This is a genomic window from Pseudonocardia sulfidoxydans NBRC 16205, assembly GCF_007989085.1.
In the GTDB taxonomy this organism is placed as follows: Bacteria; Actinomycetota; Actinomycetes; order Mycobacteriales; family Pseudonocardiaceae; genus Pseudonocardia; species Pseudonocardia sulfidoxydans.
The window spans coordinates 1-24,588 of sequence record NZ_BJVJ01000063.1 but is presented as its reverse complement, the minus strand read 5'-3'; the positions used below and the strand labels follow the sequence as shown (position 1 = coordinate 24,588).

The following is a 24,588-nucleotide window of genomic DNA, read 5'->3' as shown; positions in this document are numbered from 1 at the left end:
GGGAACCGGAGCAGTCCGGTGGGAATGAGTTCGGCCCGTGCTCGTGTTGGGAGAGACATGACCGTCGAGAACACCGTCCAGACCGACGCCGCCACCGAGACGCACGGCGTCGAGCTGACCGATTCCGCCGCCGGCAAGGCGCGCCTCCTGCTCGAGCAGGAGGGCCGCGACGACATGCACCTGCGCATCGCCGTCCAGCCCGGGGGCTGCGCCGGCCTGCGCTACCAGCTCTTCTTCGACGACCGCGAGCTCGACGGCGACCTGTTCCGCGACTTCAGCGGGCTCAAGGTCGGCGTCGACCGGATGAGCGCCCCCTACCTGCAGGGCGCGGTCATCGACTTCGTCGACACCATCGAGAAGCAGGGCTTCACGATCGACAACCCCAACGCCGGCGGCTCCTGCGCCTGCGGCGACTCGTTCAACTGATCCCGCCCCGCGGGGTACGACCGGACGACACGGGTTCCTGAACGGGCAACGACGGCCCCCGCCGCCCTCGCGCGGTCGGGGGCCGTCGTGCGTCCGCAGGTAAGGTGGTGCGTCGTGACTGTCGCCGTGACCGGGTCCATCGCCACCGACCACCTCATGCACTTCCCGGGGAAGTTCGCCGACCAGCTCGTCGCCGAACAGCTCCAGCGGATCTCGCTGAGCTTCCTCGTCGACGACCTCGTCGTCCGCCGGGGCGGCGTCGCCGGCAACATCGCCTTCGCCCTCGGCGTGCTGGGCCAGTCGCCCGTCCTCGTCGGCGCCGTCGGCTCCGACTTCGGCGACTACCGCTCCTGGCTGGAGCGCCACGGCGTCGACACCAGCGGTGTCCACGTCCACGACGACGTCCACACCGCCCGGTTCGTCTGCACCACCGACGACGACATGTGCCAGATCGCGTCCTTCTACGCCGGCGCCATGTCCCGGGCCCGTGACATCGAGCTCGCCCCCGTCGTCTCGCGCGCCCCGGCCGTCGACCTCGTGCTGGTCGGCGCCAACGACCCCGCCGCGATGCTGCGCCACACCGAGGAGTGCCGCGAGCGCGGCTACGCCTTCGCCGCCGACCCCTCCCAGCAGCTCGCCCGCATGGAGGGCCCCGAGATCCGCCGCCTCGTCGAGGGCGCCCGCTACCTGCTCACCAACGACTACGAGTTCGAGCTCCTGCTCCGCAAGACCGGCTGGACCGAGGAGCAGGTCCGCGAGCAGGTCGACATCCGGGTCACCACACTCGGCGAGAACGGCGTCCAGATCGTGGGTCGCGACGGCACCGAGCTGAAGGTCGGCGTCGTCCCCGAGACCGGCAAGGTCGACCCGACCGGTGTCGGCGACGCCTTCCGCGCCGGTTTCCTCGCCGCCACCGCCCGTGGGCTGTCCCTGGAGCGCGCCGCCCAGCTCGGGTCGCTCGTCGCGGTCTGGGTGCTGGAGACCGACGGCCCGCAGGAGTGGACCTACGACAGGGCCTCCGGCCTCGACCGTCTCCGCGACGCCTACGGCCCCGACGCCGCCCGCGAGCTGGAGCCCCTCCTCCCCGCCTGACCCTGCTCCCGGGGCTCCGTCCTTCCCGAACGAACGGCACAGTCGCGCAACTCAGTTGCGCGACTGTGCCGTTCGTGCTGGTGGGGGTGGGCGCGGGGGTGTTGCACGAACGGCCCGTTGCTGCCATTCAGTTGCGCGACTGTGCCGTTCGTGCAACTTTGCGGCGCGGCGCCACTCACGACCGGTCGAGGGCTGCTCTGGCAGCGGGTTCGGCGACCGCGCGGCGGGAGGGGACGAGGCCGACGCGGGTGCGGCGGTCGAGGAGGTCGTCGACGTCGAGGGCCAGCTCGTGGGTGACGCCCCAGCGCAGCTCGGCGGGGCTGACGGGCACCTGCTCGGCGATCGTGTCGGTGTCGCCGCAGCCGGCGACGTCGGCGGCCTCGCTGCCGTAGCGCGCCGCGAGCCGCGGCGGCACCCCGGCGGGCACGGGCCCGGCCCCGACCAGCGCCAACGTGGCGGTGCGGCTCGGCCCGGCCGACAACCCCCGGGCGGTGCCCGCGGCGTCGACGGCGTCGGCGGCCATGGCGCGGTAGGTGGTCAGCTTGCCGCCGACGACCGTCACGACCCCCGACGGCGAGGTGAGGACGGCGTGTCTGCGGGAGAGGTCGGCGCCGCTGTGGCGGCCGTCGTCGAGCAGCGGGCGCAGCCCGGCGTAGGCGCCGAGGACCTGGTCGCGCCGCACGGGCGTGGCGAGGGCTGCGTTGAGGACGTCGAGCAGGAAGGTGATCTCGTGTTCGGTGGGCTCGGGCACGTCGGGGACGGGTCCGTCGACGGGTTCGTCGGTGATCCCCAGGTGGACGAGCCCGTCGGGCTGGGGGAGGGCGAAGGCGTAGCGGGAGAGCGACCCGTCGATGGGGACGGTGAGTGCGCCGGCGGGGTTGCCGAGCGCGGCGGCGGGCAGCACGACGTGGCTGCCGCGTGAGGGGCGCAGGGTGATGCCGTCGACGAGCCCGCCCGCCCACACCCCGGCGGCGTTGACGACGGCGCGGGCGCGCAGCCGGACGGGGGCGTCGGCGACGGTGTCGTGGACGAGGGCGCCGTCGGCGGCGACGTTGAGGGCGCGGCAGCGGGTGAGGATCTTCGCGCCGTGCCCGGCGGCGGTGCGGGCGAGTGCGACGACGAGGCGCGCGTCGTCGACGAGCTGTCCGTCGTAGGAGAGCCAGGCGCCTTCACCGGTGTCGCGCAGCGCGGGGACGAGCTGCCGGGCCTCGGCGGCGCGGATGCGCCGGGGCGGGGGCAGGGTGTCGCGGTGGGTGCCGGCGGCGCGGGAGAGCAGTTGGGCGCCGCGCAGGCCGGCACCGGTGAGCAGGGCGCGGCGTCCGTCGCCGGGCAGCACCATCGGCAGGGGGCGGACGAGATGGGGCGCAACGGTTTCGAGGAGGACGCGGCGTTCACGCATGCTGGCGAACGCGACGCCGATGCGGCCGGAGGCGAGGTAGCGCAGTCCGCCGTGGACGAGCTTGGAGCTCCAGCGGGAGGTGCCGAAGGCGAGGTCGTGGGCGTCGACGGCGGCGACGGTGAGGCCCCGGCTCGCGGCGTCGAGCGCGACTCCGGTGCCGGTGACGCCGAGACCGACGACGAGCAGGTCGACGACCTCGCCGCCGCCGAGTGCGACGAGCTCGCGTTCGCGGCGGGCGGCGTGCAGGGCGGTGCCGGTCATGGCCGCAGGTAGCCGTCGAGGAGGGCGTGCAGTTCGGTGGGCAGCTGCGCGGCGGGGGTCCCGGCGGTGACGGCACCGGCGGACAGGACGTAGGACTGGGCGGTGAGCAGCACGAACCGGGCGAGGACGGCCGTGTCGCCGTCGCGGACGGTGCCGCCGTCCTGTGCGGCGGTCAGCGCGTCGGTGAGCAGGGCGAGGAGTGCGTCGCTGCTGCGGCCGCGGCGGCGGAGCAGGTAGGGGAGCAGGAGCTCGGGGTCGACGTCGACGATCTTGCGGACGAGCCGATGGCGGCGCAGGGTCTCGCAGACCTCGACGGCGTGGGTGACGATCGTGGCCCGGTCCGTTCCCAGAGGGCCGGTGGCGGCGGCGAGCAGGTCGCGGGTGAGCAGGTCGCCGACGAGGGCGTCGACGCCGTCCCAGCGGCGGTAGAGCGACATGCGGGAGACGCCGGCGCGGCGGGCGACGTCGGACAGGGTGGTGCGGCGGACCCCGACGTCGAGCACACAGGCGCGGGCCGCGTCGAGGACCGCTGCGTCGTCGAGTCGGGTGACCACGCCCGACTTGTTACGACTGGACGTCACATGTCACAGTGTAACGGTGAAGCCGCGTCGTCGCGACATGCTCTGGTCCGGCTGGGGAGACCCGGGGAAAGCCGTCACCCTGCCACCCGCCGTGCTCACCCTGCTGGAACAGGCGCTGGGCGTGCAACCCGCCGATGGGACACCGGTCCCGATCGCGCAGGTCCGCCTGCCCGAGTCCGAGCTGGACCCGGCGGTGGCCACCGAGCTCGCGATGTTCGTCGGCCCGCCCAACCTGCACACCCACCACGACGCGCGGGTCAAGCACGCCGCCGGCCGCTCGACGGCCGACCTGCTGCGGCTGCGCTCCGGCGACGCCCCGGACGCCCCGGACGCCGTGGTGCTGCCCGGCACGCACAACGAGGTCGTCGGTGTCCTCGGGGCGTGCGCGCGCCGCCACGTCGCGGTGGTCCCGTTCGCGGGTGGAACGTCGGTGGTCGGCGGGCTGGCCGCCCGGCGTGAGGGCTTCGGTGGTCTCGTCACGCTCGACGTCCGCAGGCTCACCGGGCTGGTGTCGCTCGACACGGAGTCGCTGACGGCGACGTTCCGTGCCGGGACGCTCGCCGTCGAGGCCGAGGAGCTGTTGGGCGCCAAGGGGTTCACCCTCGGTCACTTCCCGCAGTCCTACGAGTACGCCCGCCTCGGCGGGTTCGCGGCGACCCGGTCGGCCGGCCAGGCGTCGGCGGGCTACGGCCGTTTCGACGAGATGGTCCTCGCGCTGACCGTCGCCACCCCGGAGGGCACGCTCGAGCTGGGCCGCGGCCCGGCGTCGGCCGCCGGGCCCGACCTGCGCCAGCTCGTCCTCGGCTCCGAGGGCGCGTTCGGTGTGATCACCGAGCTGACGCTGCGCGTGCACCCCGCGCCGCAGAAGTCGGTGTACCAGGGCTGGCGGTTCGGCTCGTTCGCCGAGGGCGCCACCGCGCTGCGCGAGCTCGCCCAACGCGGCCCGTTGCCGACGGTCCTGCGGCTCTCCGACGAGGCCGAGACCGGTGTCGACGCCGTCCTGCACGGCCGGGAGGCGGGCGGCTGCCTCGTGATCGCGGGCTACGACGGCGTCCCCGGCGGGACGGGCGTCGACGCGCTCGCCGCCGCCGGCGCCGACGCGCTCGCCGCGGCCGGGGGTGCCTGCCTCGACGACGCCGTCGGCGAGACCTGGGCCGAGGGCCGCTTCGACGCCCCGTACCTGCGCGACGCGCTCCTCGGTGCCGGCGCGATCGCCGAGACGTGCGAGACGGCCACGAACTGGTCGAACCTGGTGGCGCTCAAGGAGTCCGTCACCGCGGCGCTGGTGTCGTCGCTGTCGGCGCAGGACACCCCACCGCTGGTGATGTGCCACGTCTCGCACGTCTACCCGACGGGCGCGTCGCTGTATTTCACCGTCGTCGCGAAGGCGGCCGACGACCCCGTCGCGCAGTGGGCGGTGGCCAAGACGGCGGCCACCGACGCGATCGTCGCGGGCGGCGGCACGATCACCCACCACCACGGCGTCGGCGCGGAGCACCGGCCGTGGCTGGAGCGCGAGATCGGGCCGCTGGGCGTCGAGGTGCTGCGCGCGGTGAAGGCCCGGCTCGACCCCGCGGGCATCCTCAACCCCGGCGTGCTCGTGCCGTGAGGCTGTACACCGCGGTCGTCAACCCGGCCGCGGGGCGCGGTGCCGGGGGGCGGGTGGCCGCCGAGCTGGTCACGGCGCTGCCCCGGGGCAGTGTCGAGGTCGTCGCGGGTCGCGACGGTGCCCATGCCCGGGAGCTGGCCGCGGCCGCCGCGAAGGGCGGGCGGACCGTGCTCGCCGTCGGCGGGGACGGGCACGCCGGCGTCGTCGCCGGAGCGGTCGCGGACACCGGTGGGTTGCTGGGCATCGTGGGAGTCGGACGTGGCAACGACTTCGCCCGCCAGCTCGGCCTGCCCACCGACGTGGCCGGGGCTGCCGCGGTCGTCGAGAAGGGGCACGAACGCGCCGTCGACGTCATCGAGGCGGCCGGGCGCACCGTGCTGGGCAGCGTGTACGCCGGCGTCGACTCGGTGGCCTCGGAGATCGTCGCCGCCCGGCCGCGGGTGCCAGGCGGCGCCGTCTACCAATACGCGGCGGTGCGGGCGCTGCTCACGTCGCGACCAGCAGGTTTCCGGCTGACTCTCGACGGCGTCGAGTGGGCCGAGCGGGGCTGGTCGGTCGTCGTCGCCAACTCCGGCTGGTACGGCGCCGGCATGCACATCGTGCCCAGCGCCGAGGTCGACGACGGGCTGCTCGACGTCCTGATGATCCGGGACTCGTCGCGCTGGGCGCTGCTCGCGGCGCTGCGCCACGTCTACGACGGTTCCCATGTCGGCAGGGACGACGTGGAGGTCCGGCGGGCGCGGACGGTCACGCTCACGGCCGACCGTCCGCTGCCCGTTCACGCCGACGGCGAGCCGCTGGCGTCGGGATCGGTGACGGTCACGGTGCGCCCGGCGGCCCTGCGCGTGCTGGCCTGAGCGCCGAGCCGCTCGAGGCGCCGCGGCGTCGGCCAGCGCACCGCTGTCGCCCAGCCGGCCTTCTCGAAGCCGCGGATCACCAGGGCCGAGAGGTCGACCTGGCCGCGTTTCACGCCGTGGCGGGCACACGTCGGGTCGGCGTGGTGAAGGTTGTGCCAGGACTCGCCGAACGACGCGATCGCCAGCCACCACACGTTGACCGACCGGTCGCGGGCCGCGAAGGGCCGGTCGCCCCACATGTGGCAGATCGAGTTGATCGACCACGTCACGTGGTGCAGCAGCGCGATCCGGACGAGCCCGGCCCAGAAGACCGCCGTCAGCGCGCCCGCGAACGACCACGTGACCAGCCCGCCGACGACGCCGGGCAGCACGAGGGACGCGATCGCCAACGGCAGGAACGCCTTGTCGACGCGGACGATGTCACGGTCGGCCAGCAGGTCCGGGGCGAAACGGGCGGCGTTGGTGCGGTCACGCTCGAACAGCCAGCCGACGTGCGCGTGCCACATCCCGCGGGCCAGCGCGCGCGGCCCGGTGCCGAACAGCCACGGCGAGTGCGGGTCGCCCGCCTTGTCGGAGAACGCGTGATGGCGGCGGTGGTCGGCCACCCAGCCGGTGACGGTGCCCTGGAACGCGAGGCTGCCCGCGACCGCCAGCGCGATCCGCAGCGGCCGGTTCGCCTTGAACGAGCCGTGCGTGAAGTAGCGGTGGAACCCCACCGTCACCCCGAGCCCGCTGACGACGTAGAACACGAGCGCGATCACGACGTCGGCGACGGACAGGCCCCAGCCCCACGCGAGCGGGACGGCGGCGACCAGCGCCAGCAGCGGGACCGCGACGAACGTGAGGACCAGGGCGTGTTCGAGACCGCTGCGGCGGCCGTCGGTCAGCGGCTGCGGGGTGCGGGCCGGGGGCGGGAGGGTGGACGTCGCAGGAGGCGTCATGACCCCAGTCCACCCGCTCCGGCGCGCCGGGGGAGGCCGGGCCGCCGGTCTTCACAGGGTATGGATAACCGGAGGTGTCGGCCCCCTCACACCAGGTCGAGCTCCCACTCCGTCCACGCGTCGTAGGGGCGGAACCCCATCGCCTCGTTGATCGACACCATCCACGGGTTGCTGTCCGCGTTCCAGGTGTCGACGGCCGTGACCTGCGGCGCGTACTCCCGCAGCCGCGTGAGGTTGGCCAGCTTGACCCGCATCCCGAGCCGGTGCCCGCGGTGGGCGGACTCGACGAGCGTGTCGCCCTGGCCCGCGTGCCACGGGGTCTCGGCCCGGTGGAACAGCGTCGAGTACGCCACGAGCGGACCGTCGGCGCCGACGCGAACCGCCGTGACCAGCGGCACCATCCCGTGGCTCACGAACGCGGCGTCGGCCTCCCGGATCCGGTCGGCGTCGTAGGTCTCGGGCTCCCAGTGCAGGTCGTCGAACGGCGCGTCGGTGGACATCTGCGCGGTCAGCCGGGCGATGTCGTCGACGTGCTCGTCGGGCGTGGCCCCGGTCCAGCCGACCAGGGTGTAGCCCACCGACGCGGCGACTGCCGCGGCCTCCAGTGCCGCGAGCGCGTCCGGGTCGGCGGGCGGCAGCGGCAGCCGGCGGCGCTGGTCGCGCAACGCGGGCCGGGCCCCCAGCGCCCGCATCAGGACGTCGCCCGGACCGCCGGCGCGGACCTCGACGATGAGCCGCGTGCGGTCGTGCGCGCGGGCCCGGTCGGCGGCGTGGGCGAGCAGGGCGCGGCCCAGGCCACGCCGCCGCCGCGCCGGTGCCACCTCGCACTCGACGAGCGCCGACGACAGGTTGTCGCGGTTGGGCAGCGCCAGCCGCAGCGCGGCCACCGCCTCCCCGTCGCGGCGGGCGAGCCAGCGCTCGACGTCGCGTCCCGGCCATGGCCGGGTCAGCTCGGACACCAGCCCGGCCCAGGACCGTGCCGGGTCACCGGGCCGGTCGTGGGTGACCGACGCCGCGCCGACGTCGAACCACTCCCGCAGGTCCGCCTCGTCGTCGACCCGGGTCAGCTGCACGCCCGCGACGGTTGTCATGTCCGTCACGATCCTGCGGTCGCGCCCCACGCGTCCAGCGAGTTTCGGGTGCGGTCAGAGCACGACCGGGTACGCGGGCTCCGGGATCTCCGGCCGGATGCGGTCCTCGACGAAGATGCCGTGCCAGATCAGGAAGACCAGCAACGTCCAGATCCGGCGGCTGTGGTCGATCGGGCCCTCGCGGTGCGCGTCGATCATCCGCGACACGGCGGCCAGGTCGACGAGGTGGTCGGCCTGCGAGTCGCGGACGATGTCGCGCGCCCAGCCGTACATCTCGTCGCGCAGCCAGTGCCGGATCGGCACCGGGAACCCCAGCTTGCGACGGTTGAGCACGTGCGCGGGAACGATGCCCTCCAGGGCGCGGCGCAGCGCGTACTTCGTCGTCCCCGACCGGTCGGTGCCCGTGACCTTCTCCGACCGCGGCAGCCCCGAGGCCAGCGCGAACACCTCGGGATCGAGGAACGGCACCCGCAGCTCCAGCGAGTTGGCCATGGTCATCTTGTCGGCCTTGACCAGGATGTCGCCGCGCAGCCACGTGAACAGGTCGACGTGCTGCATGCGCGCCACCGGGTCCCAGCCCGCCGACTCCGCGTAGTGCGCCGCCGTCACGTCGGTGTGGCTGCGCCGCGGGTCGTACCGGCGCAGCACCCCGGCCAGCTGGTCGTCGCGGAAGATGCGGGCGTTGCCGTAGTAACGACGCTCCATCGGCAACGAGCCGCGCCGCAGCAGGTCCTTGCCGCGCATGCCCTCGGGCAGCCGCGCCGACGCGCGCCCCAGCAGCCCGCGCAGCGCCCCCGGGACCCGCTCGAACGGCGCGAGCGACAGCGGCTCGCGGTAGATCGTGTAGCCGCCGAACAGCTCGTCGGCGCCCTCGCCCGACAGCACGACCTTCACGTGCCGGCGCGCCTCCCGGGCGATGAACCACAGCGGCACCAGCGCCGGGTCGGCCACCGGGTCGTCGAGATACCAGACGATCAGCGGCAGCGCGTCCATCATCTCGTCGGGCTTCACCGTGCGGACGACGTGGCGCACCCCGATCGCCGCCGCCGACTCGGCGGCGACGTCGACCTCCGAGTAGCCCTCCCGCTCGAAGCCCGTGGTGAACGTGATCAGGTCGGGGTTGTGCTCCTTGGCCAGCGCCGCGATGGCCGTCGAGTCGATGCCGCCGGACAGGAACGCACCCACCGTCACGTCGGCACGCATGTGTTTGGCGACGGAGTCCCGCAGCGTCGCCGCGATCCGCGCGTGCAGGGCCGGGCCGGTGCCGGCGCCCGCGTGGAACGACGGCGTGAAGTAGCGCTCGACGTCGGGCTCCGCGCCGGGGCGGACCGTGACGTGCGTGCCGGACTCGACGCGGCGGATCGCGCGGTGCAGCGAACCGGGCTCCGGCGCGTACTGCAACGTCAGGTAGTGCTGCAGCGCAACGGGATCGAGGTCGGCGGTGAGGCCGAGCTCGCCCAGCAGCTCCACCAGGCACTTCTTCTCGCTCGCGAACGCGGTGCCCACCGGGCCCGTCGCGACGTAGAGCGGCTTGATGCCGAAGGGGTCGCGCGCGCAGAACAGGACGCGCTCCTGGGCGTCCCAGATCAGGAACGCGAACATGCCGCGCAGCCGCGACACCGCCGCCGGGCCCCAGTGGTGGTAGGCGGCGACGATCGCCTCCGTGTCGCCCTCAGTGGCGAACGTCGCACCGTGATTCTCCGCGAGCTCCGCGCGCAGCTCAAGGTAGTTGTAGATCTCGCCGTTGAAGACGATCGTGTAGCGGCCGTCGGCGTAGCTCAGCGGCTGGTGCGAGTGCTCCACGTCGATGATCGACAACCGGTTGAACCCGAACACCGCGTCGGCATCGTTCCAGGTCCCGCTCTCGTCGGGTCCCCGGTGACGCATGCAGCGCAACGCGTCGGAGATCGGCCCGGTCCGGTCGGCTGCGTCGGCCCCGGCGGTCAGCAGTCCCAGCAGTCCGCACATGGCGAGCCAGTATGGCCACCCCCTCGTCGGGCGACGTCGGCAACACCCGGGGGGCGTGCGGGAGGGCCGCTCGGTTAGTCTCTACGCCTGGTCGAAGAACGCGCGTCCGGCATGCGTGTTCGGCGGCATGTACGGCCTGGTCACGGCCGTCACGAGGCAGTCTGAACGAGAGGCAGGAGGCGGCGAGCAGTGGGCCGAGCACAGCAGGAGGCCACGGGCCGCCGCTCCGGGTGGCGCCGCGCGGCGAAGCTGGCCGTTCTCGCGGCCGTCGTCGTCCCCCTCACGACGGGCTGCTCCGTCGACGAGGTCCTGCGCTTCGGATGGCCCGAGGGCGTCACGCCCCAGGCCCACTCGATGCGCACGCTGTGGACCTGGTCGGCCATCGCGGCGCTGATCGTCGGCGTGATCACCTGGGGCATGATGTTCTGGGCGGTCGCCTTCCACCGCAGGAAGAAGGGCGACGACGGCACCGCGCCCCGTCAGACCCAGTACAACCTGCCCGTCGAGATCGTCTTCACCGTCATCCCGACGATCATCGTCGCGGTGCTCTTCGGGTTCACCGTCAACGTGCAGAACTACGTCGACGTGAAGAACGACGCGCCCCAGGAACGCGTGGAGGTCACCGCGTTCCAGTGGAACTGGCAGTTCGACGTCGACGACAAGCAGGGCGGCACGGTCGAGTCGCTCGGCACGTCGAGCACCATCCCGATCCTGGTCCTGCCGACCGACCGGAGCATCGAGTTCACGATCGCGTCGAAGGACGTCATCCACAGCTTCTGGGTGCCGGAGTTCCTCTTCAAGCGCGACGTCTTCCCGATGCCGGAGAAGAACGACACCGACAACGTCTTCGTCGTCGACAAGATCGAGAAGACCGGCGCGTTCGTCGGCCGCTGCGCCGAGCTCTGCGGGTCCTACCACTCGCAGATGAACTTCGAGGTCCGCGCGCTCCCGCCGAACCTGTACGACGCCTACATGTCCCTGCGCACCACGAACAAGGACATGACCGTGGCGCAGGCGCTGCAGCAGCTGCAGTCCCAGGGCTGCGACGCGCAGCTGTGCGCCCCGCAGGCCACCACGACCTACCCGTTCAGCACCGACCGGACCCTGAAGTCCGCGTCGGAGCCCCAGAACAGCTGACCGGAGCCGAGGAGCCCCCGTGAAGGTCGAATCCCGAATCTTCGAGATCCTTACCGGCTTCTTCTTCATCGCGGCCATCGTCTACACGGTCGTGACCAGGGAAGCCGTCGGCATCGCCTGCCTGTTCCTCACGGCCGGCCTGTCGCTGATCATCGGCACCTACTACCGGTTCGTGTCGCGCCGCCTCGAGACCCGCCCCGAGGACAACCCCGACGCCGAGGTGTCCGACGGCGCCGGCGACGTCGGCTTCTTCTCGCCGGGTAGCTACTGGCCCATCGGCCTCGCCGCCTCCGCCGCGATCGTCGGCATCGCGCTCGCGTTCTTCTACGTGTGGCTGATGATCATCGGCGCCGTGCTGCTGCTGTTCACCATCGGTGGGCTGGTGTTCGAGTACCACATCCGGCCCGCGAGCCACTGACCCCACGCTCGGACACGACGGCCCGGCGCCTCCTCGGCGCCGGGCCGTCGTGCTGCCCGGACCCTGCGACGAACAGGCAGCCCGCAACCACACTGCTGTTCGCGGCCGGTTCGGGAGCGCTGAGGTTGCGCACGGTTCAGGGGTGGCGTGGGCCGAGCCAGCGGGTCAGCGCCTCCGGTAGCCCGCACGTGTCGGCACCGACCCAGGCGAGGTAGCCGTCCGGGCGGACCAACACGGCAGGCGGCGCCTCGGCCCCGGCTCCGGTCGCAGCGTCCGGTCCGGGAAGCAGTGTCAGCCGGTCCTTCCACGGCGCGGCCGCGCCGGCGCAGGCGTCGGCCGGGTCGACCAGGACCGCCCGCCCGGCGTGGAACGCTGCCGCGATCGTCGTCCCGTCACCGCCGAGCGGCACGTCGGAGACCCGGGAACCGACCCGCGGATCGCCCGCCCCCGCGTCGTAACACTGCCGGTCGCCGCCGATCGTCGACACCACGTACGTCGCGCCATCGGGTGTGTCGAGCAGGTCCGCGACGACGTCGCGCAACGCGTCGGCGCGCGGGCCCGACGCCGTCGACAACGCGGTCTGGGCCAGGCTCCAGCGCAGCGCCCGCACACCGACCGGATGCCGCTCCGCGGTGTAGCTGTCGAGCAACGCCGCCGGTGCGTCGCCGCGCGCGACCGCGGCCAGCTTCCAGCCGAGGTTCATCGCGTCGCCGAGGCCGAGGTTCATGCCCTGTCCGCCGGCGGGGGAATGCACGTGCGCCGCGTCGCCGCACAGCAGGACCCGCCCACACCGGTACGTCGACGCCTGGCGCGTGGTGTCGGCGTACCGGGTCGCGACGTGCACCTTCTCGATGGTCACCGTCGTCCCCGACACCCGGCGCAGCACGTCCTGCAGCTCCGCGGTCGTCACCGGGCTGTCCCGCGGGGCCGGGGGCGTGTGCTCGACGACGTGCACCCGTGTCGGCTCGGCGCCCGTCCCGAACCCGCCGACGGCGTACGCGCCGTTGTGCCCGGTCTGCCAGCCGCCGGCGACCAGGACGTCCGGTTCGGCGAGGTCCACCAACGCCTGACGGCCGGTGAACACGGGATCGACCCCGGGGAAGTCGAACCCCGCCGCCCGGCGCACCAGGCTGCGGCCGCCGTCGGTGCCGACGAGCCACCGCGCCCGCGTGACCCCCTTCCCGGTCGTGACCTCCGCTCCTCCCGCGGTGACGGCCACGCCGGTGACCTCGTGACCGCGACGGACCTCCACCCCGAGCTCCGCGGCCCGCGCGGCGAGGATCGTCTCCAGGTCGCCCTGCGCGACGACGCCGGCGCCGAGGAACTGTGTCCCCGGTTCGGGCGGGCGGAGCCGGTCGGCGCGGACCGGGATGCCGGCGAAGTGCCCGACGAACGGTGGCGAGGGTGCGTCCGCAGCGTCCTCGTGCCCGTCGGCCGCGGCCGGGTGGGCGGTGGTGAGGTGATCGAGGTCGGCGGGGTCGATCCACGTCAGCGCCGCCGCCGCGACCGCGGGCAGGAGGCCGCGCAGGTGCAGGGCGTGGACCGTCGGCGAGTTGACCGAGCGGGCGCCCATCGGCCCGAACCGCGTCGCAGGCACCCGGTCCTCCCGTTCGAGGACCAGCACCTCGACCCCGCCGAGGCGCAGCTCGCACGCCAGGAGCAACCCGACCGGCCCGGCCCCGACCACGACGACGTCGTACTCCATCGACCCTCCTCGATCCGATAAACCCGGTACAGGTGTTCCGGGTATAGGTCGACGGTAGAATCCTGGCAACACTGTTCGCAATTGACGGAGCTTTACCTCCACGAGACCCGGGGAGCGCCGTGGCCGACCCGCAGCCCGTCGTCTGGATGCGCCCCGAGAACGGCACCCGCGGACCGCGCCCCAGCCACACCCGCGGCGACCTCGCCGCCGCGGCCGTCCGCGTCGCCGACGCCGAGGGCCTCGACGCCGTCTCCATGCGCCGCGTCGCCGCCGAACTCGGCGTCGGCACCACCACGCTGTACCGCTACGTCGGCTCCAAGGACGACGTCCTCGAGCTCATGGCCGACGAGGTCGTCGGCGAGCTGCGGAGCACGGCCCTGCGCGGCCCCTGGCGTGACGACCTCGCCGTCGTCGCCCGCGCCCTGCGCGGCCTCGTCCTGCACCACCCCTGGTACGCCGCCGTCGCGTCGTCGCGGACCACCCTCGGGCCCCACCACCTGTGGTGGTCGGAGACCTCGCTGTCCGCGCTCGACGGGCTCGACCTCGACCCCGACGCCATGCTCGCGACGCTGCAGACCGTCGCCTCGTTCGTGCTCGGACACGTCCTCGGCGAGCTCGCCGACGCCGAGGCCGCCCGCCGCACCGGGCTCAGCCACGACGACTGGATGGCCCGGCAGGCCGAGTACGGCCGGACGATCATGGCTGATCCCCGCTACCCGCGGCTGACCCGCATCATGGCCGACGCCGCCGCACCGCACGCGCCCGACCGCGCCGACCGGGTGTTCGAGGCGGGGCTCACGCGGGTGCTCGACGGGGTCGACGCGAACCTGCCGCGCGGCGGCTCGGTCGAAGGCCCCGGTACATGACGTGCAGGCCGACCCCGCCCGCGTCCGGATGCGGGATGCCCGGCGGCGACACCAGCCACAGCCGGCGGACGTCGTCGGCACCGGTGTCCGGGCCCACACGTCGGTGCCGCCCGTCGCGACGATGCGAGGCCGCACCGGCCGGATCGCCGGCCAGTGGTCGGCCAGTGGTCGGCCATGGCGTGCGGAACCCGAGCCCGGTCACCCGCGCGCGGCCGTGCCCAGCGCGTCGCGCGCGATGATGACCTGCTGGATCTGGCTCGTGCCCTCGTAGATGCGGAACAGGCGCGCGTCCCGGTAGAAGCGCTCGACCGCGACCCCGCGCATGTAGCCGGCGCCGCCGTGGACCTGCACCGCCCGGTCGGCCACCCGGCCCACCATCTCCGAACAGAAGTACTTCGCCGCCGCCGGACCCGCCACCTTGTCGGTTCCCGCGTCGAACGCCCGCGCCGTCTCCCGCACCAGCGCCCGGCCCGCGTGCAGGTCGGTGACCGAGTCGGCCACCATGCCCTGGACCAGCTGGAACGCCGCGATCGCCCGCCCACCCGCCTGCCGCTCCCGGGCGTACTCGACGGTCTCGTGCACCAGCCGAGCCGCCATCCCGACGCACACCGCCGCGATGTGCACCCGCCCGTGCGCCAGGCATTTCGCCGCGATCCGGAACCCGTTGTCGATCCCGGCCTCCCCGCCGACGACCGCGTCCGCCGGCACCCGTACGTCGTCGAGGAACACGTCCGAGGTCCACGCCCCGAACTGGCCCATCTTGTGGTCCTTCGGGCCCGTCGACAGACCGGGGGTGCCCGCCGGGACCAGGAACGTCGAGATGCCGCGGTTGCCCTGCGCGTCCGGGTTCGTCCGCGCGAACACCATGATCACCTCCGCGACCGGGGCGTTCGTGATGTAGCGCTTCGCGCCCGAGATCACCCAGCCGTCGCCGTCGCGGCGTGCCGTCGTCGCCAGCGTCGACGGGTCCGATCCCGCCTCCGCCTCGGTCAGCCCGAACGACGCCGTCACCTCGCCCGACGCCAGCCGCGGCAGCCACGACTTCTTCTGCTCCTCGGTACCGCCCTCGATCAGGACGTGCCCCGCGATGCCGTTGTTCGTGCCGAACAGCGACCGCAACGCGGGCGTCGTCCAGCCGAGCTCCATCGCCAGCTCGACCTCCTCGGCGACCGAGAGACCCAGCCCGCCGTACGCCTCGGGGATCGTGAACCCGTAGAGCCCCATGGCCTTGCACTGCTCCACGATCCGCGGCGGGATCGCGTCGTCGGCATCGATGGCCTCCTCGAGCGGCACGACCTCCTCGCGGATGAACTCTCTGACCGAGGCCAGCACGTCGTCGAGATCCGAGGCGTCCACGCCGGTTGTTCTAACACCTTTCGCGCGCCGCGGCGGCGCTCACGGGTGCATCCGAGCGCCTTTGCACACCTTGTCGACGCCATTGCGTGGTCCGTGCACCGCCAGCCCGACGAGATCGAGGTCCGCCGCCGCCACCGCGGCCACCGCGGCGCGGTTGTCGGCGTCGTTGCCCGTCGCGAACAGGTCCTTCGTGAACACCGCCAGCGGCAACCCCCGCGCGTTCGCCCGCTCCCGGGCCGCCGTCAGCACCTCCTTCGAGCCCTGCATGACGAGTATCGGCTGGCCCAGCATCGGCAGGTAGCCGGTGCCGTCGGCGTCCGCGTACGGCTCACCCACCAGCTCCGGGACCGCCGCCGTGACCGCGCCCGACAGGAACGCGGTGACGTTGAGCGCCTGCCAGCCCTCCAGGTCGTCGCGCAGCAGCACGACGACCTTCGTCGGGAAGCGGACCGGGGTCGAGTCGTTCTCCATGACCCCACGGTCGCCCGCCGCGGGCGGGCGCGTCTTGTACGTTCCTGACGTGGGTGGGCCCGCTCCCGAGACGGCGACCGCGTGGCGCCCGGCGGTCCCGGGCGTCACCGAGGTCTTCCACGCGCGGTTCGTCGGGCACAGCTACCCCGCGCACACCCACGGCGCCTGGACCCTCCTGATCGTCGACGACGGCGCCGTCCGTTACGACCTCGACCGCCACGCCCACGGAGCCCTGCGGTCCCAGGTCACGCTGCTGCCCCCGCACGTCCCGCACGACGGCCGCTCCGCCGGGCCCGGCGGCTTCCGCAAACGCGTGCTCTACCTCGAACCCGACGTCCTCGGCGAGGACCGCATCGGTGCCGCCGTCGACCGTCCCGGCCTCGACGACCGGCTGCTGCGGCTGCGCATCTCCCAGCTGCACCGGGTGCTCGGAGTGCCGGGGGAGGAGCTCGCCGCGCAGAGCAGGCTGACCCTCGTGCGCGACCGGCTCCGCGGGCACCTCACCGGTAGGGTCGAGGCCGCGGCGCCGGTCCGCGATCCGGGCCTCGCAGCCCGGCTGCGCGACCTCCTCGACGCCTCCCTCCCCACCGGCATCTCCCTCGACGAGGCCGCCCGTGTCCTCGGCGCCGCGCCCAGCCACCTGGTGCGCACCTTCGGGTCCGCCTACGGGCTACCGCCGCACCGCTACCTCACCGGCCGCCGCATCGACGACGCCCGCCGGCTGCTGCTCGACGGCATGGCCCCCGCCGAGGTCGCCATCGCGGCGGGCTTCTACGACCAGGCGCATCTGACGAGGCACTTCCGCCGGATGCTCGGCACGACCCCGGGCCGCTACCGCGCCGGCCGGTGACGCGGCTCGCCCGCTCGTCACCCGGTGCCGGTCGGCAACCGGTCGCCGAGTTCGACATCAGGCTGGTTCGATCATGGTCGGGAGCAGGCTGGTGTCGAACTCGGCGGGAGGTGGGTGCCGGATCGGTCGCGCGGGGTCAGCCCTCGACGACGCCCAGGACGAAACCGTCGTAGCCCTTGGCCGCCACCGTCTGCACCATCGTCGCCGAGATCCGGGGATCGGCGGCGAGGGCATCGGCGAGCCGCCGGGTCCCGACGACGGCCGGGTCGTCGTCGGCGTCGTCGACGACCCGCCCACCCCGGACCACGTTGTCGACGATCACCAGTGCCCCCGGCCGCGACAGCCTGATCGCGTGGTCGAGGTACTCGGCGTTGGAGACCTTGTCGGCGTCGACGAACACCATGTCGAACGGTCCCTGCAGGTCCGGCAGCGTCTCGAGGGCCGGGCCGAGCACGATCCGCACCCGCGCGCCCACCCCGGCCCGGTCGAGGTTCGCCCGGGCGACGTCGGCGTGGCGCGGCGACACCTCGCACGTCACGACCTCGCCGTCGGCCGGCAGCGCCCGGGCCAGCCAGATCGTGCTGTACCCGCCCAGCGTCCCGACCTCCAGGATCCGCCGCGCCCCCACCGACCGCGCCAGCAGGTGCAGCAGCTTGCCCAGCGCCGGGGTCACGTCGATCGGCGGCAGGCCCGCGGCCGCGTTGGCGCGCAACGCCTCCGACAGCCCCTCGTCGTCACCGACGAGTCGCTGCGCGTAGAACTCGTCGACGCGGCTCCACACTTCGTGGTCACTCATGGTCCCACCGTGTCACCTAAGGTGCGGTACATGTCGGATGCTTACGAGCGGTTCACGGCGGTGCGCGTCGACCGCCCCGAGGACGCGATCCTGCGGATCACCCTCGACGGCCCGAACCTCAACGCCGTCGGCCACGACGCGCACGCCCAGCTCGCCGACATCTGGCCGGTGATCGACCGCGACGACAGCGTCCGCGCCGTCCTCGTCCGCGGCGCCGGCAAGGCGTTCTCCGCGGGTGGGGCCTTCGACATGATCACGGACATGGTGTCGGACCCGGTCGTCCGCAGCCGAGTCATGCGGGAGGCCCGCGACCTCGTCTACAACGTGGTCAACTGCTCGAAGCCGGTCGTGTCGGCCATCCACGGGCCTGCCGTCGGGGCGGGCCTCGCCGTCGCGCTGCTCGCCGACATCTCCGTCGCCGGCCGGACCGCGAAGATCGTCGACGGGCACACCCGGCTCGGCGTCGCCGCGGGAGATCACGCCGTGATCTGCTGGCCGCTGCTGTGCGGCATGGCCAAGGCCAAGTACTACCTCCTGACGTGCGACGCGTTGACGGGGGAGGAGGCCGAGCGGATCGGCCTGGTGTCGCTGTGCGTGGACGACGACGAGGTGCAGGACAAAGCGATGGAGGTCGCCCGCAAGCTGGTCCTGGGCTCGCCGAGCGCGGTGAGCTTCACCAAGCTCGCCCTCAACAACTGGTACCGCACCGCCGGCCCGGCCTTCGACGCCTCCCTCGCACTCGAGTTCTACGGCTTCGGCCTGCCCGACGTCTCCGAAGGTGTTGCGGCGCATCGGGAGAAGCGCGCGCCGAGGTTCGTCGACGGAACTCCCTGACCGCGATCGGTCAGAGGTTGCCGACCGCGACCCGTGCGATCGCGACGGCAGCCTCCCGGGTGCGCTCCTGCGAGGCCAGGCCCTGCAGCGTGATGTCGATCGTCGAACCGTCCGCCTGCACCAGCACCCCGCCCACGCCTTCGGGCAGGTCGGCGTCGCTGTAGAAGAACAGCGCACGCTCGCCCAGGCCCGCGACGTCGGTCCCGGGGACGCCGAGGGAGCGGCGCGAGGCGGCGGCCTTCGCGTCGAACCGCTCGCCGGGCTCCACCCCGACGCTCAGCCCCGTCCCGCCCGACCGCGCGGCGCTGAAGGCACACACCGACCGGCGTGCGCTCTCGGTGCCCTCGCCGTCGGTGAAGCGCAGCCCTGTCGCGGCATCGATCTCGCCCGTGGGGACGAGCGCGCAGGCCTTCTTGGCGCCGGGCGGTCGCACGACGTCGGCCGCGCCGTCCGGTGTGGACGACGGCCCTGGCGCGGATACGGTCGTCGGGGCTGCCGCTGCCGGCGTCCCGGTCGTGACGGAGGTGCTCGCACCGCCGCACGCCGCGCCGGCCAGCAGCACCGGGACGGCGATCAGGACGGCGACGAGCCGTGCGCGGGAGGGGAACCGGACGCTTCGGACAACCACCGGGCGACCGTAGCGGTGCGTGGCCGACGGGGTACGACGGGTGGGCCGAGTGGCCGTGCGCCTGCGCTCACGCCGCTTTGCCGCTGTGGTCCGTGACGCGCCCGGACGCGGCCCGCAGCAGTACCGCGACCCAGGTCCGGAACGGGCGCCAGCCCTCGGCGAGGCGGACGAGATCGTCGTCGGTCGCGGGCCCGTCGAGCCCGTACCGCTCCCCGACGATCTCGGCGAGGTTCCGCTCCCTGTCGACGGCCAGGTCCGCGGCCCCCGTGGCGCGGAAGCGGATCAGCGCCGAGGAGAACGGACCGATCCCGGGGATCGCCTGCAGCGCCGCGTCGGCGTCGGCCTGGTCGGCGTCGCGGAGGGTGGCGACGTCGAACGTCCCCGCGAGTGCGGCCTTCGCGACGCCGTGCAGCCGTTGCATCTTCACTTCGGGGACTCCCCGGGACGACTCGATCTCGAGCAGCCGGGCCGGCGTCGGGAACGCCGCCACCTGCTGCCCCGCGACGTCGAGCACACGGCCGTGCTCGCGGGCGAAGCGCTCGCGCACCGCCGCGGCCTGACGGCGGCCCCAGCGCAGCGACAACACGCTCCACGCCGCGGCCTCGTAGGGGGAGTGGAACAGGACGGGCCGCAGCCCGGGCGCTGCGGCCAGGACCGGTGCCACCACCGGATCGGCGGCCGCGACCCCTTCGTACCCTGTGGCGTCGTGGTCGAGCGAGACGATGCGGGCGACCTGCGCCCGCACCGCCTCGACGTCGCCACCCGGGGGTAGACCGGAGACCTCGCCCACGATGTCGCCGTCGGCCTCGGTCAGCGCGACACCCACCTGGGTGCTGAGGTCGTCGAGGGAGAACGCGAGGCGCATCGTGCCGTCGAATGTGGATTCGGCGCGGTGGCCGACGCCGAACATCGCGGCCTCTGCCAGTGAGAACGTGCCGCGAGGAGTGATCCGGAAGGTCGTCATGGGCACGAGGATGCGCCGTCGTACCGACGGATCCGAGCGCATCGCCGGCGGCCTGTGGACAACTCGCGCGAAACGTCCGGATCCGGTCGGGGAGTCGACGGAATGTGGACAACTCGTTGGTGAGCATTGACAAGCGATGGGCGGTCCGCGACCGTCGGAGATCCGCAACGAGCGGCCCGCGGGGCGGCGGCCGCGCACGGTGACGACGACGGGGGCGTCACCGCGTGCGACCCCGCCAGGCCTCGCGGGCCGGACGTTCGGGGCCGAGCGAGTGGTCGCGACCCGCCGGGAACACCACCCTGCGTGACCGCCGCCAGCGGGATCCGCCATGATCTGCGCGGTTCCCTCCTGGTTCGGCTGTTCGCTTCCCACGCGACGGTGATCGACGGCCGGCCCGGAGGGAACCCTGCGGTTCGGGTTGGCCCTACCCTCGTTGCTGCGGCCCACCGGCTGGGTCCGCACACCACGCACGGCGAGGGTGGGAGGTATGACCGGAACAACCGTACCCCCCACGTCCGCGCTCGGCCCGGACGAGCCCGCCACCCTGCAGAGCCGGTCCGCCGGCCCAGGGGCGCGGGGGGTCGTCCGCGTCGGACGCGAGCTGCGCTACCTGATCGGCGGCCTGCCGCTGTCGATCGTGGCGTTCGTCGTCGCGGTCGCCGGGTTCGCCGCGGGGGTGTCGACGGTCGTCGTCTGGGTCGGCGTCCCCATCCTGGCCGCGACGCTGCGCGCGATGCGCGGCCTCGCCGCAGTCGAACGCCGCAGCACCGAGACCGTGCTCGGCCGCCCACTGCCGCCGCACCACTACCGCACACCCAGCGGCACCGGCCTCGGCCGGATGGTGTCGTCGCTGGCCGAGCCGCAGTCGTGGCGCGACCTGCTGCACGCCGTCGTCGCCTTCCCGGTCCGGCTGACGTGCTTCGTCGTCGGCGTGGTCTGGGCCGTCGCCGGCCTCGGCTCCGCCCTCGCCGTGACGTGGATGTGGTCGCTGCCCTACGGCGACGACGACGTCAACGGCCTCTACGGCCTGCTCACCGGCACCGACTCGCGCTTCGTCGACATCGCCGTCACGACCGTCGGCGGGCTCGTCCTGCTCGCCGCCCTGCCGTGGGTGCTGCGGCTGCTCGTCACGGCCCGCGCCGGGCTCGCCCGCGGCCTGCTCACCAACCAGAGCGCCGCCCTGCGCGCCCGCGCCGCCCAGCTCGCCGCGAGCCGCCGCGCCGCGGTCGCCGCCGAGGCCCAGACGCTGCGCCGGCTCGAACGCGACATCCACGACGGCCCGCAGCAGCGCCTCGTCCGGCTCACCATGGACCTCGAAGCCGTCACCCGCCGCCTCGACGACGACCCCGACCGCGCCCGCACCCTCGTCGCCGAGGCACTCGAACAGAGCCGCGAGGCGCTCACCGAGCTACGCGCCCTCTCCCGCGGCATCGCCCCGCCGATCCTCGCCGACCGCGGGCTCGGCGCCGCGCTCGCCGCCGCGGCCGCCCGCAGCCCGGTCGAGGTATCGCTCGACGTCGCCCTGCCCGACGGGCGCCGGCTCGCCGACGAGGTCGAGAACACGGCCTACTTCGTCGTCACCGAGGCGCTGACCAACGTCGCCAAGCACTCCGCGGCCACCCGGTGCGTGGTCACGGTGACGATCGAGGGCAGCAGGCGCCGCGACGACGCACGGGTCGTCGTGACGGTCACCGACGACGGAGTCGGCGGCGCGCACCTCGGCAAGGGGCACGGGCTGGCGGGGCTGGCCGACAGACTGTCGGGGGTCGACGGCATGCTCGAGCTCAGCAGCCCGCCCGGCGGTCCGACCGTGCTCACCGCCACCGTGCCGCTGCTGTCCGACGACGAGGGGAGCACCTGAGTGAAGGTCGTGCTGGCCGAGGACTCGCTGCTGCTGCGCGAAGGCCTGGTCCGGCTGCTCGAGGAAGCCCACGCCGAGGTCGTCGCCGCGGTGGGCGACGGCACGTCGCTGGTCGAGGCCGTCGTCGCGCACCGGCCCGACGTCGCGGTCGTCGACGTCCGGATGCCGCCGTCCTTCACCGACGAAGGGCTGCGCGCGGCCATGGAGGTACGCGACAAGGTCCCGTCGACGGCGATCCTCGTGCTGTCGCAGTACGTCGAGGAGAGCTACGCGGGCGACCTTCTCGCCTCCGGTACCGGCGGTGGCCGCGGCGGCGTCGGCTACCTGCTCAAGGACCGGGTGTCGCGGCTGGCCGACCTGTCCGACGCCCTCGACCGCGTCGCCGCCGGCGGCACCGTGCTCGACCCCGAGGTCGTGTCCGCGCTGCTCACCCGTCGCCGCAGCCGTGACCCCCTCGCCGACCTCTCACCCCGCGAGCGCGAGGTCCTCGGCCTCATGGCGGAAGGGCGGACCAACGTCGCGATCGGACGGGCACTCGTCGTGACGCCCGGCGCCGTCGAGAAGCACATCTCGTCGATATTCGGGAAACTAGGCCTTCCCCCGTCCGAGGACGACCATCGCCGCGTCATGGCCGTCCTCACGTGGATGCGCGCCTGACCTCATCCACACGGGTGAGAACCCATACCTCTGTGTGTGGGTGTTGCGGCGACTCCCGGCCGGGCATGCTCGTGCGGGGAGATCGACCGTTCCGGGGGCAGCGGTGGTGACGACAGGTGACGACGGTTGGGCGCGTCCCGACCCGAGCGTGCGCGGAGGACGCCACCGCGCCCGCGGGCGCCGCCGCGTCGACCACGACGGCGTCGCCGCGGCCTGGCTGCTCGCTGCGCTGCTCGGCACCGCGGCCTGCGCACTCCCGTCGGCCGTCCCGGTCCGGCCCGCGGCCCAGCAGTCCGTCCTCACGGACCGGCCCGTCCCGCTGCCGACGGTCCCGGCGCCCCACCACGCGCTGCCCCTGCCGGTCACGCCCGGCCCCACACCCGCTCAGCCCGTCGCCGCCGCCGAGGAGGCCCCCGCCGACTTCACCAGCGCCCTGCCCGACGACCGCGCCGCCGTCGCCGTCCGTACCGCCATGGCCCAGATCGGGCTGCCCTACCAGTGGGGAGGCAACGGCCCCACCGCCGGCGACGACGGATTCGACTGCTCCGGCCTGACGACGTTCGCCTACGCCGCCGCGGGCATCCCCCTCCCACGCACCGCCGCGACCCAGTACGCCGCCGGACCGCACGTCCCCGCCGGCGCACCTCTGCAGCCCGGTGACCTCGTCTTCTACGGCACGCCCGGCGCCGTGCACCACGTCGGCATGTACATCGGCGACGGCCGGATGGTCAACGCCCCCACCTTCGGCGAGCCCGTGCAGACCGCCTACTACCGCTGGACCGGCGACGACTACCTCGGCGCCACCCGCCCCGCCGCCACCGGCCCGATCACACGCGGCCTGTTGCCGACGGTGCCGTCCGAGGGCGGGCCCGTCGTCCGCCCGCCGCGCCCGACCGTGTTCGAGGCGCCGCCCGCCCCGCCGCCGACCGAGGTCCCGCAGCCGGCGACCTCGCTGCCGCCCGAACCGGTCACCGCTGCCTCCGCTGTCGCGGCGGGGGACACGACGACCACCTCGACCACGCTCCCGCCCACGTCCGTCGGCGCCGACCCGTCGTCGACGACGGATACGACGACCGAGGCTCCTCCGGCCACGTCGGCGTCCACCGCGGAATCCCCGACGACGGTGCCCCCGACGACGGCTTCCTCGACGACAGGTTCCTCGACGACGGTGCCCTCGACGACTCTGGCGCCGACGAGTGCCGAACCCCCGACGACGACCGCGCAGCCTCCGACGACGACACGAGCTCCGCAGCTCGTCGTGGGGGACGACCGTGTCCCGCTCGTCGCGGTCGCCGCCCCGGCCACAGGGGTGCCCGCCGCGCCGCAGGCAGGCGGTCGAACGGCCGAGACCGAGGGGCGGACCGTCGTCGTCCTCGCCGCGGACGGGGACCTCGCACTCCAGCCGGGAGGGACCGTGACGGTCCGGAGCGCCGACGGCGCCGCCCGGACCTGGACGATCCGCGTCGTTCGCCCCCTCCCGGAACCGGCCCTCACTCCCGCCCTGGCTCCGGCCGGTGGCTTGGTCGTGGTCATGGGCGGCCCCGGTGCGAGAACGGTGGCGATCGCGACCTGACCCCCGTCGAGGCGCTGGCGGGTCGCGGCCGATCAGGCAGGTTCTGACGCGCCGCACTCTTCGGGCCACGGGGCGGCCTCGCAAACCGTGCGGGGACGGAGAACCCGAGCGGCGCGCCGAACCGGGCCCGCAGGCGCCCGCTGAGGTTGTGAGTACGCCGCGTGTGTTTCCGGATCGGGGCGCAGCCTGCAGGAGGTGTGACGACGGCGCTGACCGGGCGATCAGCCCAGAAGGTGCGCGGCGACGG

22 protein-coding genes and 1 pseudogene are annotated in these 24,588 nt (G+C 73.8%); 12 read left to right on the top strand and 11 right to left on the bottom strand.

What is annotated here, in order from left to right:
* Positions 1–57: 57 nt before the first annotated feature.
* The gene (locus tag PSU4_RS23635) at positions 58–426 is read left to right on the top strand and encodes a HesB/IscA family protein (RefSeq protein WP_147112577.1); all 369 of its coding nucleotides are present in this window, start codon (positions 58–60) and stop codon (positions 424–426) included.
* 156 nt (positions 427–582) lie between these two features.
* Positions 583–1,518 carry a carbohydrate kinase family protein gene (locus tag PSU4_RS23630; protein WP_147112611.1) on the top strand — a complete coding sequence of 312 codons (936 nt, stop codon included), beginning with the start codon at positions 583–585 and terminating at the stop codon, positions 1,516–1,518.
* Between the two features lie 175 nt (positions 1,519–1,693).
* On the opposite strand, the gene PSU4_RS23625 is transcribed toward PSU4_RS23630, so the two are convergent.
* Complete coding sequence (locus PSU4_RS23625) at positions 1,694–3,178, bottom strand: glycerol-3-phosphate dehydrogenase/oxidase (RefSeq protein ID WP_147112575.1); 1,485 nt, start codon at positions 3,176–3,178, stop codon at positions 1,694–1,696.
* Positions 3,175–3,759 (bottom strand): TetR/AcrR family transcriptional regulator, encoded by a 585-nt coding sequence (locus PSU4_RS23620; RefSeq protein ID WP_147112572.1) that lies wholly within the window; start codon positions 3,757–3,759, stop codon positions 3,175–3,177. The genes PSU4_RS23625 and PSU4_RS23620 overlap by 4 nt, the downstream gene beginning before the upstream one ends.
* Positions 3,760–3,775: 16 nt before the next feature.
* On the opposite strand from PSU4_RS23620, the gene PSU4_RS23615 reads away from it, so the two are divergent.
* The gene (locus tag PSU4_RS23615) at positions 3,776–5,368 is read left to right on the top strand and encodes an FAD-binding oxidoreductase (RefSeq protein ID WP_246115300.1); all 1,593 of its coding nucleotides are present in this window, start codon (positions 3,776–3,778) and stop codon (positions 5,366–5,368) included.
* Positions 5,365–6,225 (top strand): diacylglycerol/lipid kinase family protein, encoded by an 861-nt coding sequence (locus PSU4_RS23610; RefSeq protein WP_147112570.1) that lies wholly within the window; start codon positions 5,365–5,367, stop codon positions 6,223–6,225. Before PSU4_RS23615 ends, PSU4_RS23610 begins: the two co-directional genes overlap by 4 nt.
* Here PSU4_RS23610 and PSU4_RS23605 read toward each other — a convergent pair.
* From PSU4_RS23605 to asnB, 3 genes are all read right to left on the bottom strand, one after another.
* Entirely contained in the window at positions 6,147–7,166 is a 1,020-nt protein-coding gene (locus PSU4_RS23605) for an acyl-CoA desaturase (protein WP_147112567.1), read from the bottom strand. The two genes, PSU4_RS23610 and PSU4_RS23605, sit on opposite strands and share 79 nt — an antisense overlap.
* Before the next feature lie 86 nt (positions 7,167–7,252).
* A complete protein-coding gene (locus tag PSU4_RS23600) occupies positions 7,253–8,257 on the bottom strand; it encodes a GNAT family N-acetyltransferase (RefSeq protein ID WP_147112565.1) in 1,005 nt (334 codons plus the stop codon).
* A 54-nt stretch (positions 8,258–8,311) separates the two neighbouring features.
* A complete protein-coding gene (gene asnB / locus PSU4_RS23595; RefSeq protein ID WP_147112562.1) occupies positions 8,312–10,225 on the bottom strand; it encodes an asparagine synthase (glutamine-hydrolyzing) in 1,914 nt (637 codons plus the stop codon).
* 189 nt (positions 10,226–10,414) lie between these two features.
* On the opposite strand from asnB, the gene ctaC reads away from it, so the two are divergent.
* Together ctaC and PSU4_RS23585 are read left to right on the top strand one after the other, a co-directional pair.
* A complete protein-coding gene (gene ctaC, locus PSU4_RS23590; RefSeq protein ID WP_147112559.1) occupies positions 10,415–11,362 on the top strand; it encodes an aa3-type cytochrome oxidase subunit II in 948 nt (315 codons plus the stop codon).
* A gap of 19 nt (positions 11,363–11,381) precedes the next feature.
* Complete coding sequence (locus PSU4_RS23585) at positions 11,382–11,780, top strand: cytochrome c oxidase subunit 4 (RefSeq protein WP_147112555.1); 399 nt, start codon at positions 11,382–11,384, stop codon at positions 11,778–11,780.
* 136 nt (positions 11,781–11,916) lie between these two features.
* Here the strand turns inward: PSU4_RS23585 and PSU4_RS23580 are convergent, their stop codons facing one another.
* Positions 11,917–13,485, bottom strand: coding sequence for an FAD-dependent oxidoreductase (locus PSU4_RS23580; protein ID WP_147112551.1), 1,569 nt, complete (start codon positions 13,483–13,485; stop codon positions 11,917–11,919).
* Between the two features lie 119 nt (positions 13,486–13,604).
* On the opposite strand from PSU4_RS23580, the gene PSU4_RS23575 reads away from it, so the two are divergent.
* A complete protein-coding gene (locus PSU4_RS23575) occupies positions 13,605–14,351 on the top strand; it encodes a TetR/AcrR family transcriptional regulator (protein WP_147112548.1) in 747 nt (248 codons plus the stop codon).
* 198 nt (positions 14,352–14,549) lie between these two features.
* Here PSU4_RS23575 and PSU4_RS23570 read toward each other — a convergent pair whose 3' ends face one another.
* Together PSU4_RS23570 and PSU4_RS23565 are read right to left on the bottom strand one after the other, a co-directional pair.
* Positions 14,550–15,707, bottom strand: a complete 1,158-nt coding sequence (locus PSU4_RS23570) for an acyl-CoA dehydrogenase family protein (RefSeq protein ID WP_147112545.1) — start codon at positions 15,705–15,707, stop codon at positions 14,550–14,552.
* A 39-nt stretch (positions 15,708–15,746) separates the two neighbouring features.
* Positions 15,747–16,178 carry a DUF2000 domain-containing protein gene (locus PSU4_RS23565; RefSeq protein ID WP_147112542.1) on the bottom strand — a complete coding sequence of 144 codons (432 nt, stop codon included), beginning with the start codon at positions 16,176–16,178 and terminating at the stop codon, positions 15,747–15,749.
* 49 nt (positions 16,179–16,227) lie between these two features.
* Between PSU4_RS23565 and PSU4_RS23560 the strand changes: the two genes are divergently transcribed.
* Positions 16,228–17,028: a helix-turn-helix domain-containing protein gene (locus tag PSU4_RS23560; RefSeq protein WP_246115299.1), complete on the top strand. Its 801-nt coding sequence runs from the start codon at positions 16,228–16,230 to the stop codon at positions 17,026–17,028.
* A 136-nt stretch (positions 17,029–17,164) separates the two neighbouring features.
* On the opposite strand, the gene PSU4_RS23555 is transcribed toward PSU4_RS23560, so the two are convergent.
* Positions 17,165–17,824: an O-methyltransferase gene (locus PSU4_RS23555; protein WP_147112537.1), complete on the bottom strand. Its 660-nt coding sequence runs from the start codon at positions 17,822–17,824 to the stop codon at positions 17,165–17,167.
* A 30-nt stretch (positions 17,825–17,854) separates the two neighbouring features.
* On the opposite strand from PSU4_RS23555, the gene PSU4_RS23550 reads away from it, so the two are divergent.
* Positions 17,855–18,658, top strand: coding sequence for an enoyl-CoA hydratase/isomerase family protein (locus PSU4_RS23550; RefSeq protein ID WP_147112534.1), 804 nt, complete (start codon positions 17,855–17,857; stop codon positions 18,656–18,658).
* Positions 18,659–18,668: 10 nt separating this feature from the next.
* On the opposite strand, the gene PSU4_RS23545 is transcribed toward PSU4_RS23550, so the two are convergent.
* Together PSU4_RS23545 and PSU4_RS23540 are read right to left on the bottom strand one after the other, a co-directional pair.
* Entirely contained in the window at positions 18,669–19,286 is a 618-nt protein-coding gene (locus PSU4_RS23545; RefSeq protein ID WP_147112531.1) for a DUF3558 domain-containing protein, read from the bottom strand.
* A 67-nt stretch (positions 19,287–19,353) separates the two neighbouring features.
* Positions 19,354–20,250, bottom strand: coding sequence for a DNA-3-methyladenine glycosylase family protein (locus PSU4_RS23540; protein WP_147112528.1), 897 nt, complete (start codon positions 20,248–20,250; stop codon positions 19,354–19,356).
* Positions 20,251–20,737: 487 nt separating this feature from the next.
* On the opposite strand from PSU4_RS23540, the gene PSU4_RS23535 reads away from it, so the two are divergent.
* The 3 genes and pseudogenes from PSU4_RS23535 to PSU4_RS33195 form a co-directional block, all read left to right on the top strand.
* Positions 20,738–22,111, top strand: coding sequence for a sensor histidine kinase (locus PSU4_RS23535; RefSeq protein ID WP_147112525.1), 1,374 nt, complete (start codon positions 20,738–20,740; stop codon positions 22,109–22,111).
* Entirely contained in the window at positions 22,112–22,768 is a 657-nt protein-coding gene (locus tag PSU4_RS23530; RefSeq protein WP_147112522.1) for a response regulator transcription factor, read from the top strand.
* A 475-nt stretch (positions 22,769–23,243) separates the two neighbouring features.
* Positions 23,244–23,582, top strand: a pseudogene (locus PSU4_RS33195) (C40 family peptidase); the annotation flags it as partial.
* Between the last annotated feature and the right edge of the window lie 1,006 nt (positions 23,583–24,588).

Excerpts from the sequence above, each read along its gene's own strand:
- PSU4_RS23535 (WP_147112525.1), top strand. The coding sequence starts at position 20,738 with ATGACCGGAACAACCGTACCCCCCACGTCCGCGCTCGGCCCGGACGAG.
- PSU4_RS23565 (WP_147112542.1), bottom strand. The coding sequence starts at position 16,178 with ATGGAGAACGACTCGACCCCGGTCCGCTTCCCGACGAAGGTCGTCGTG.
- PSU4_RS23630 (WP_147112611.1), top strand. The coding sequence starts at position 583 with ATGCACTTCCCGGGGAAGTTCGCCGACCAGCTCGTCGCCGAACAGCTC.
- PSU4_RS23580 (WP_147112551.1), bottom strand. The coding sequence starts at position 13,485 with ATGGAGTACGACGTCGTCGTGGTCGGGGCCGGGCCGGTCGGGTTGCTC.
- PSU4_RS23555 (WP_147112537.1), bottom strand. The coding sequence starts at position 17,824 with ATGAGTGACCACGAAGTGTGGAGCCGCGTCGACGAGTTCTACGCGCAG.
- PSU4_RS23635 (WP_147112577.1), top strand. The coding sequence starts at position 58 with ATGACCGTCGAGAACACCGTCCAGACCGACGCCGCCACCGAGACGCAC.
- PSU4_RS23540 (WP_147112528.1), bottom strand. The coding sequence starts at position 20,250 with ATGACGACCTTCCGGATCACTCCTCGCGGCACGTTCTCACTGGCAGAG.
- PSU4_RS23600 (WP_147112565.1), bottom strand. The coding sequence starts at position 8,257 with ATGACAACCGTCGCGGGCGTGCAGCTGACCCGGGTCGACGACGAGGCG.
- PSU4_RS23625 (WP_147112575.1), bottom strand. The coding sequence starts at position 3,178 with ATGACCGGCACCGCCCTGCACGCCGCCCGCCGCGAACGCGAGCTCGTC.
- PSU4_RS23550 (WP_147112534.1), top strand. The coding sequence starts at position 17,855 with ATGTCGGATGCTTACGAGCGGTTCACGGCGGTGCGCGTCGACCGCCCC.
- PSU4_RS23605 (WP_147112567.1), bottom strand. The coding sequence starts at position 7,166 with ATGACGCCTCCTGCGACGTCCACCCTCCCGCCCCCGGCCCGCACCCCG.
- asnB (WP_147112562.1), bottom strand. The coding sequence starts at position 10,225 with ATGTGCGGACTGCTGGGACTGCTGACCGCCGGGGCCGACGCAGCCGAC.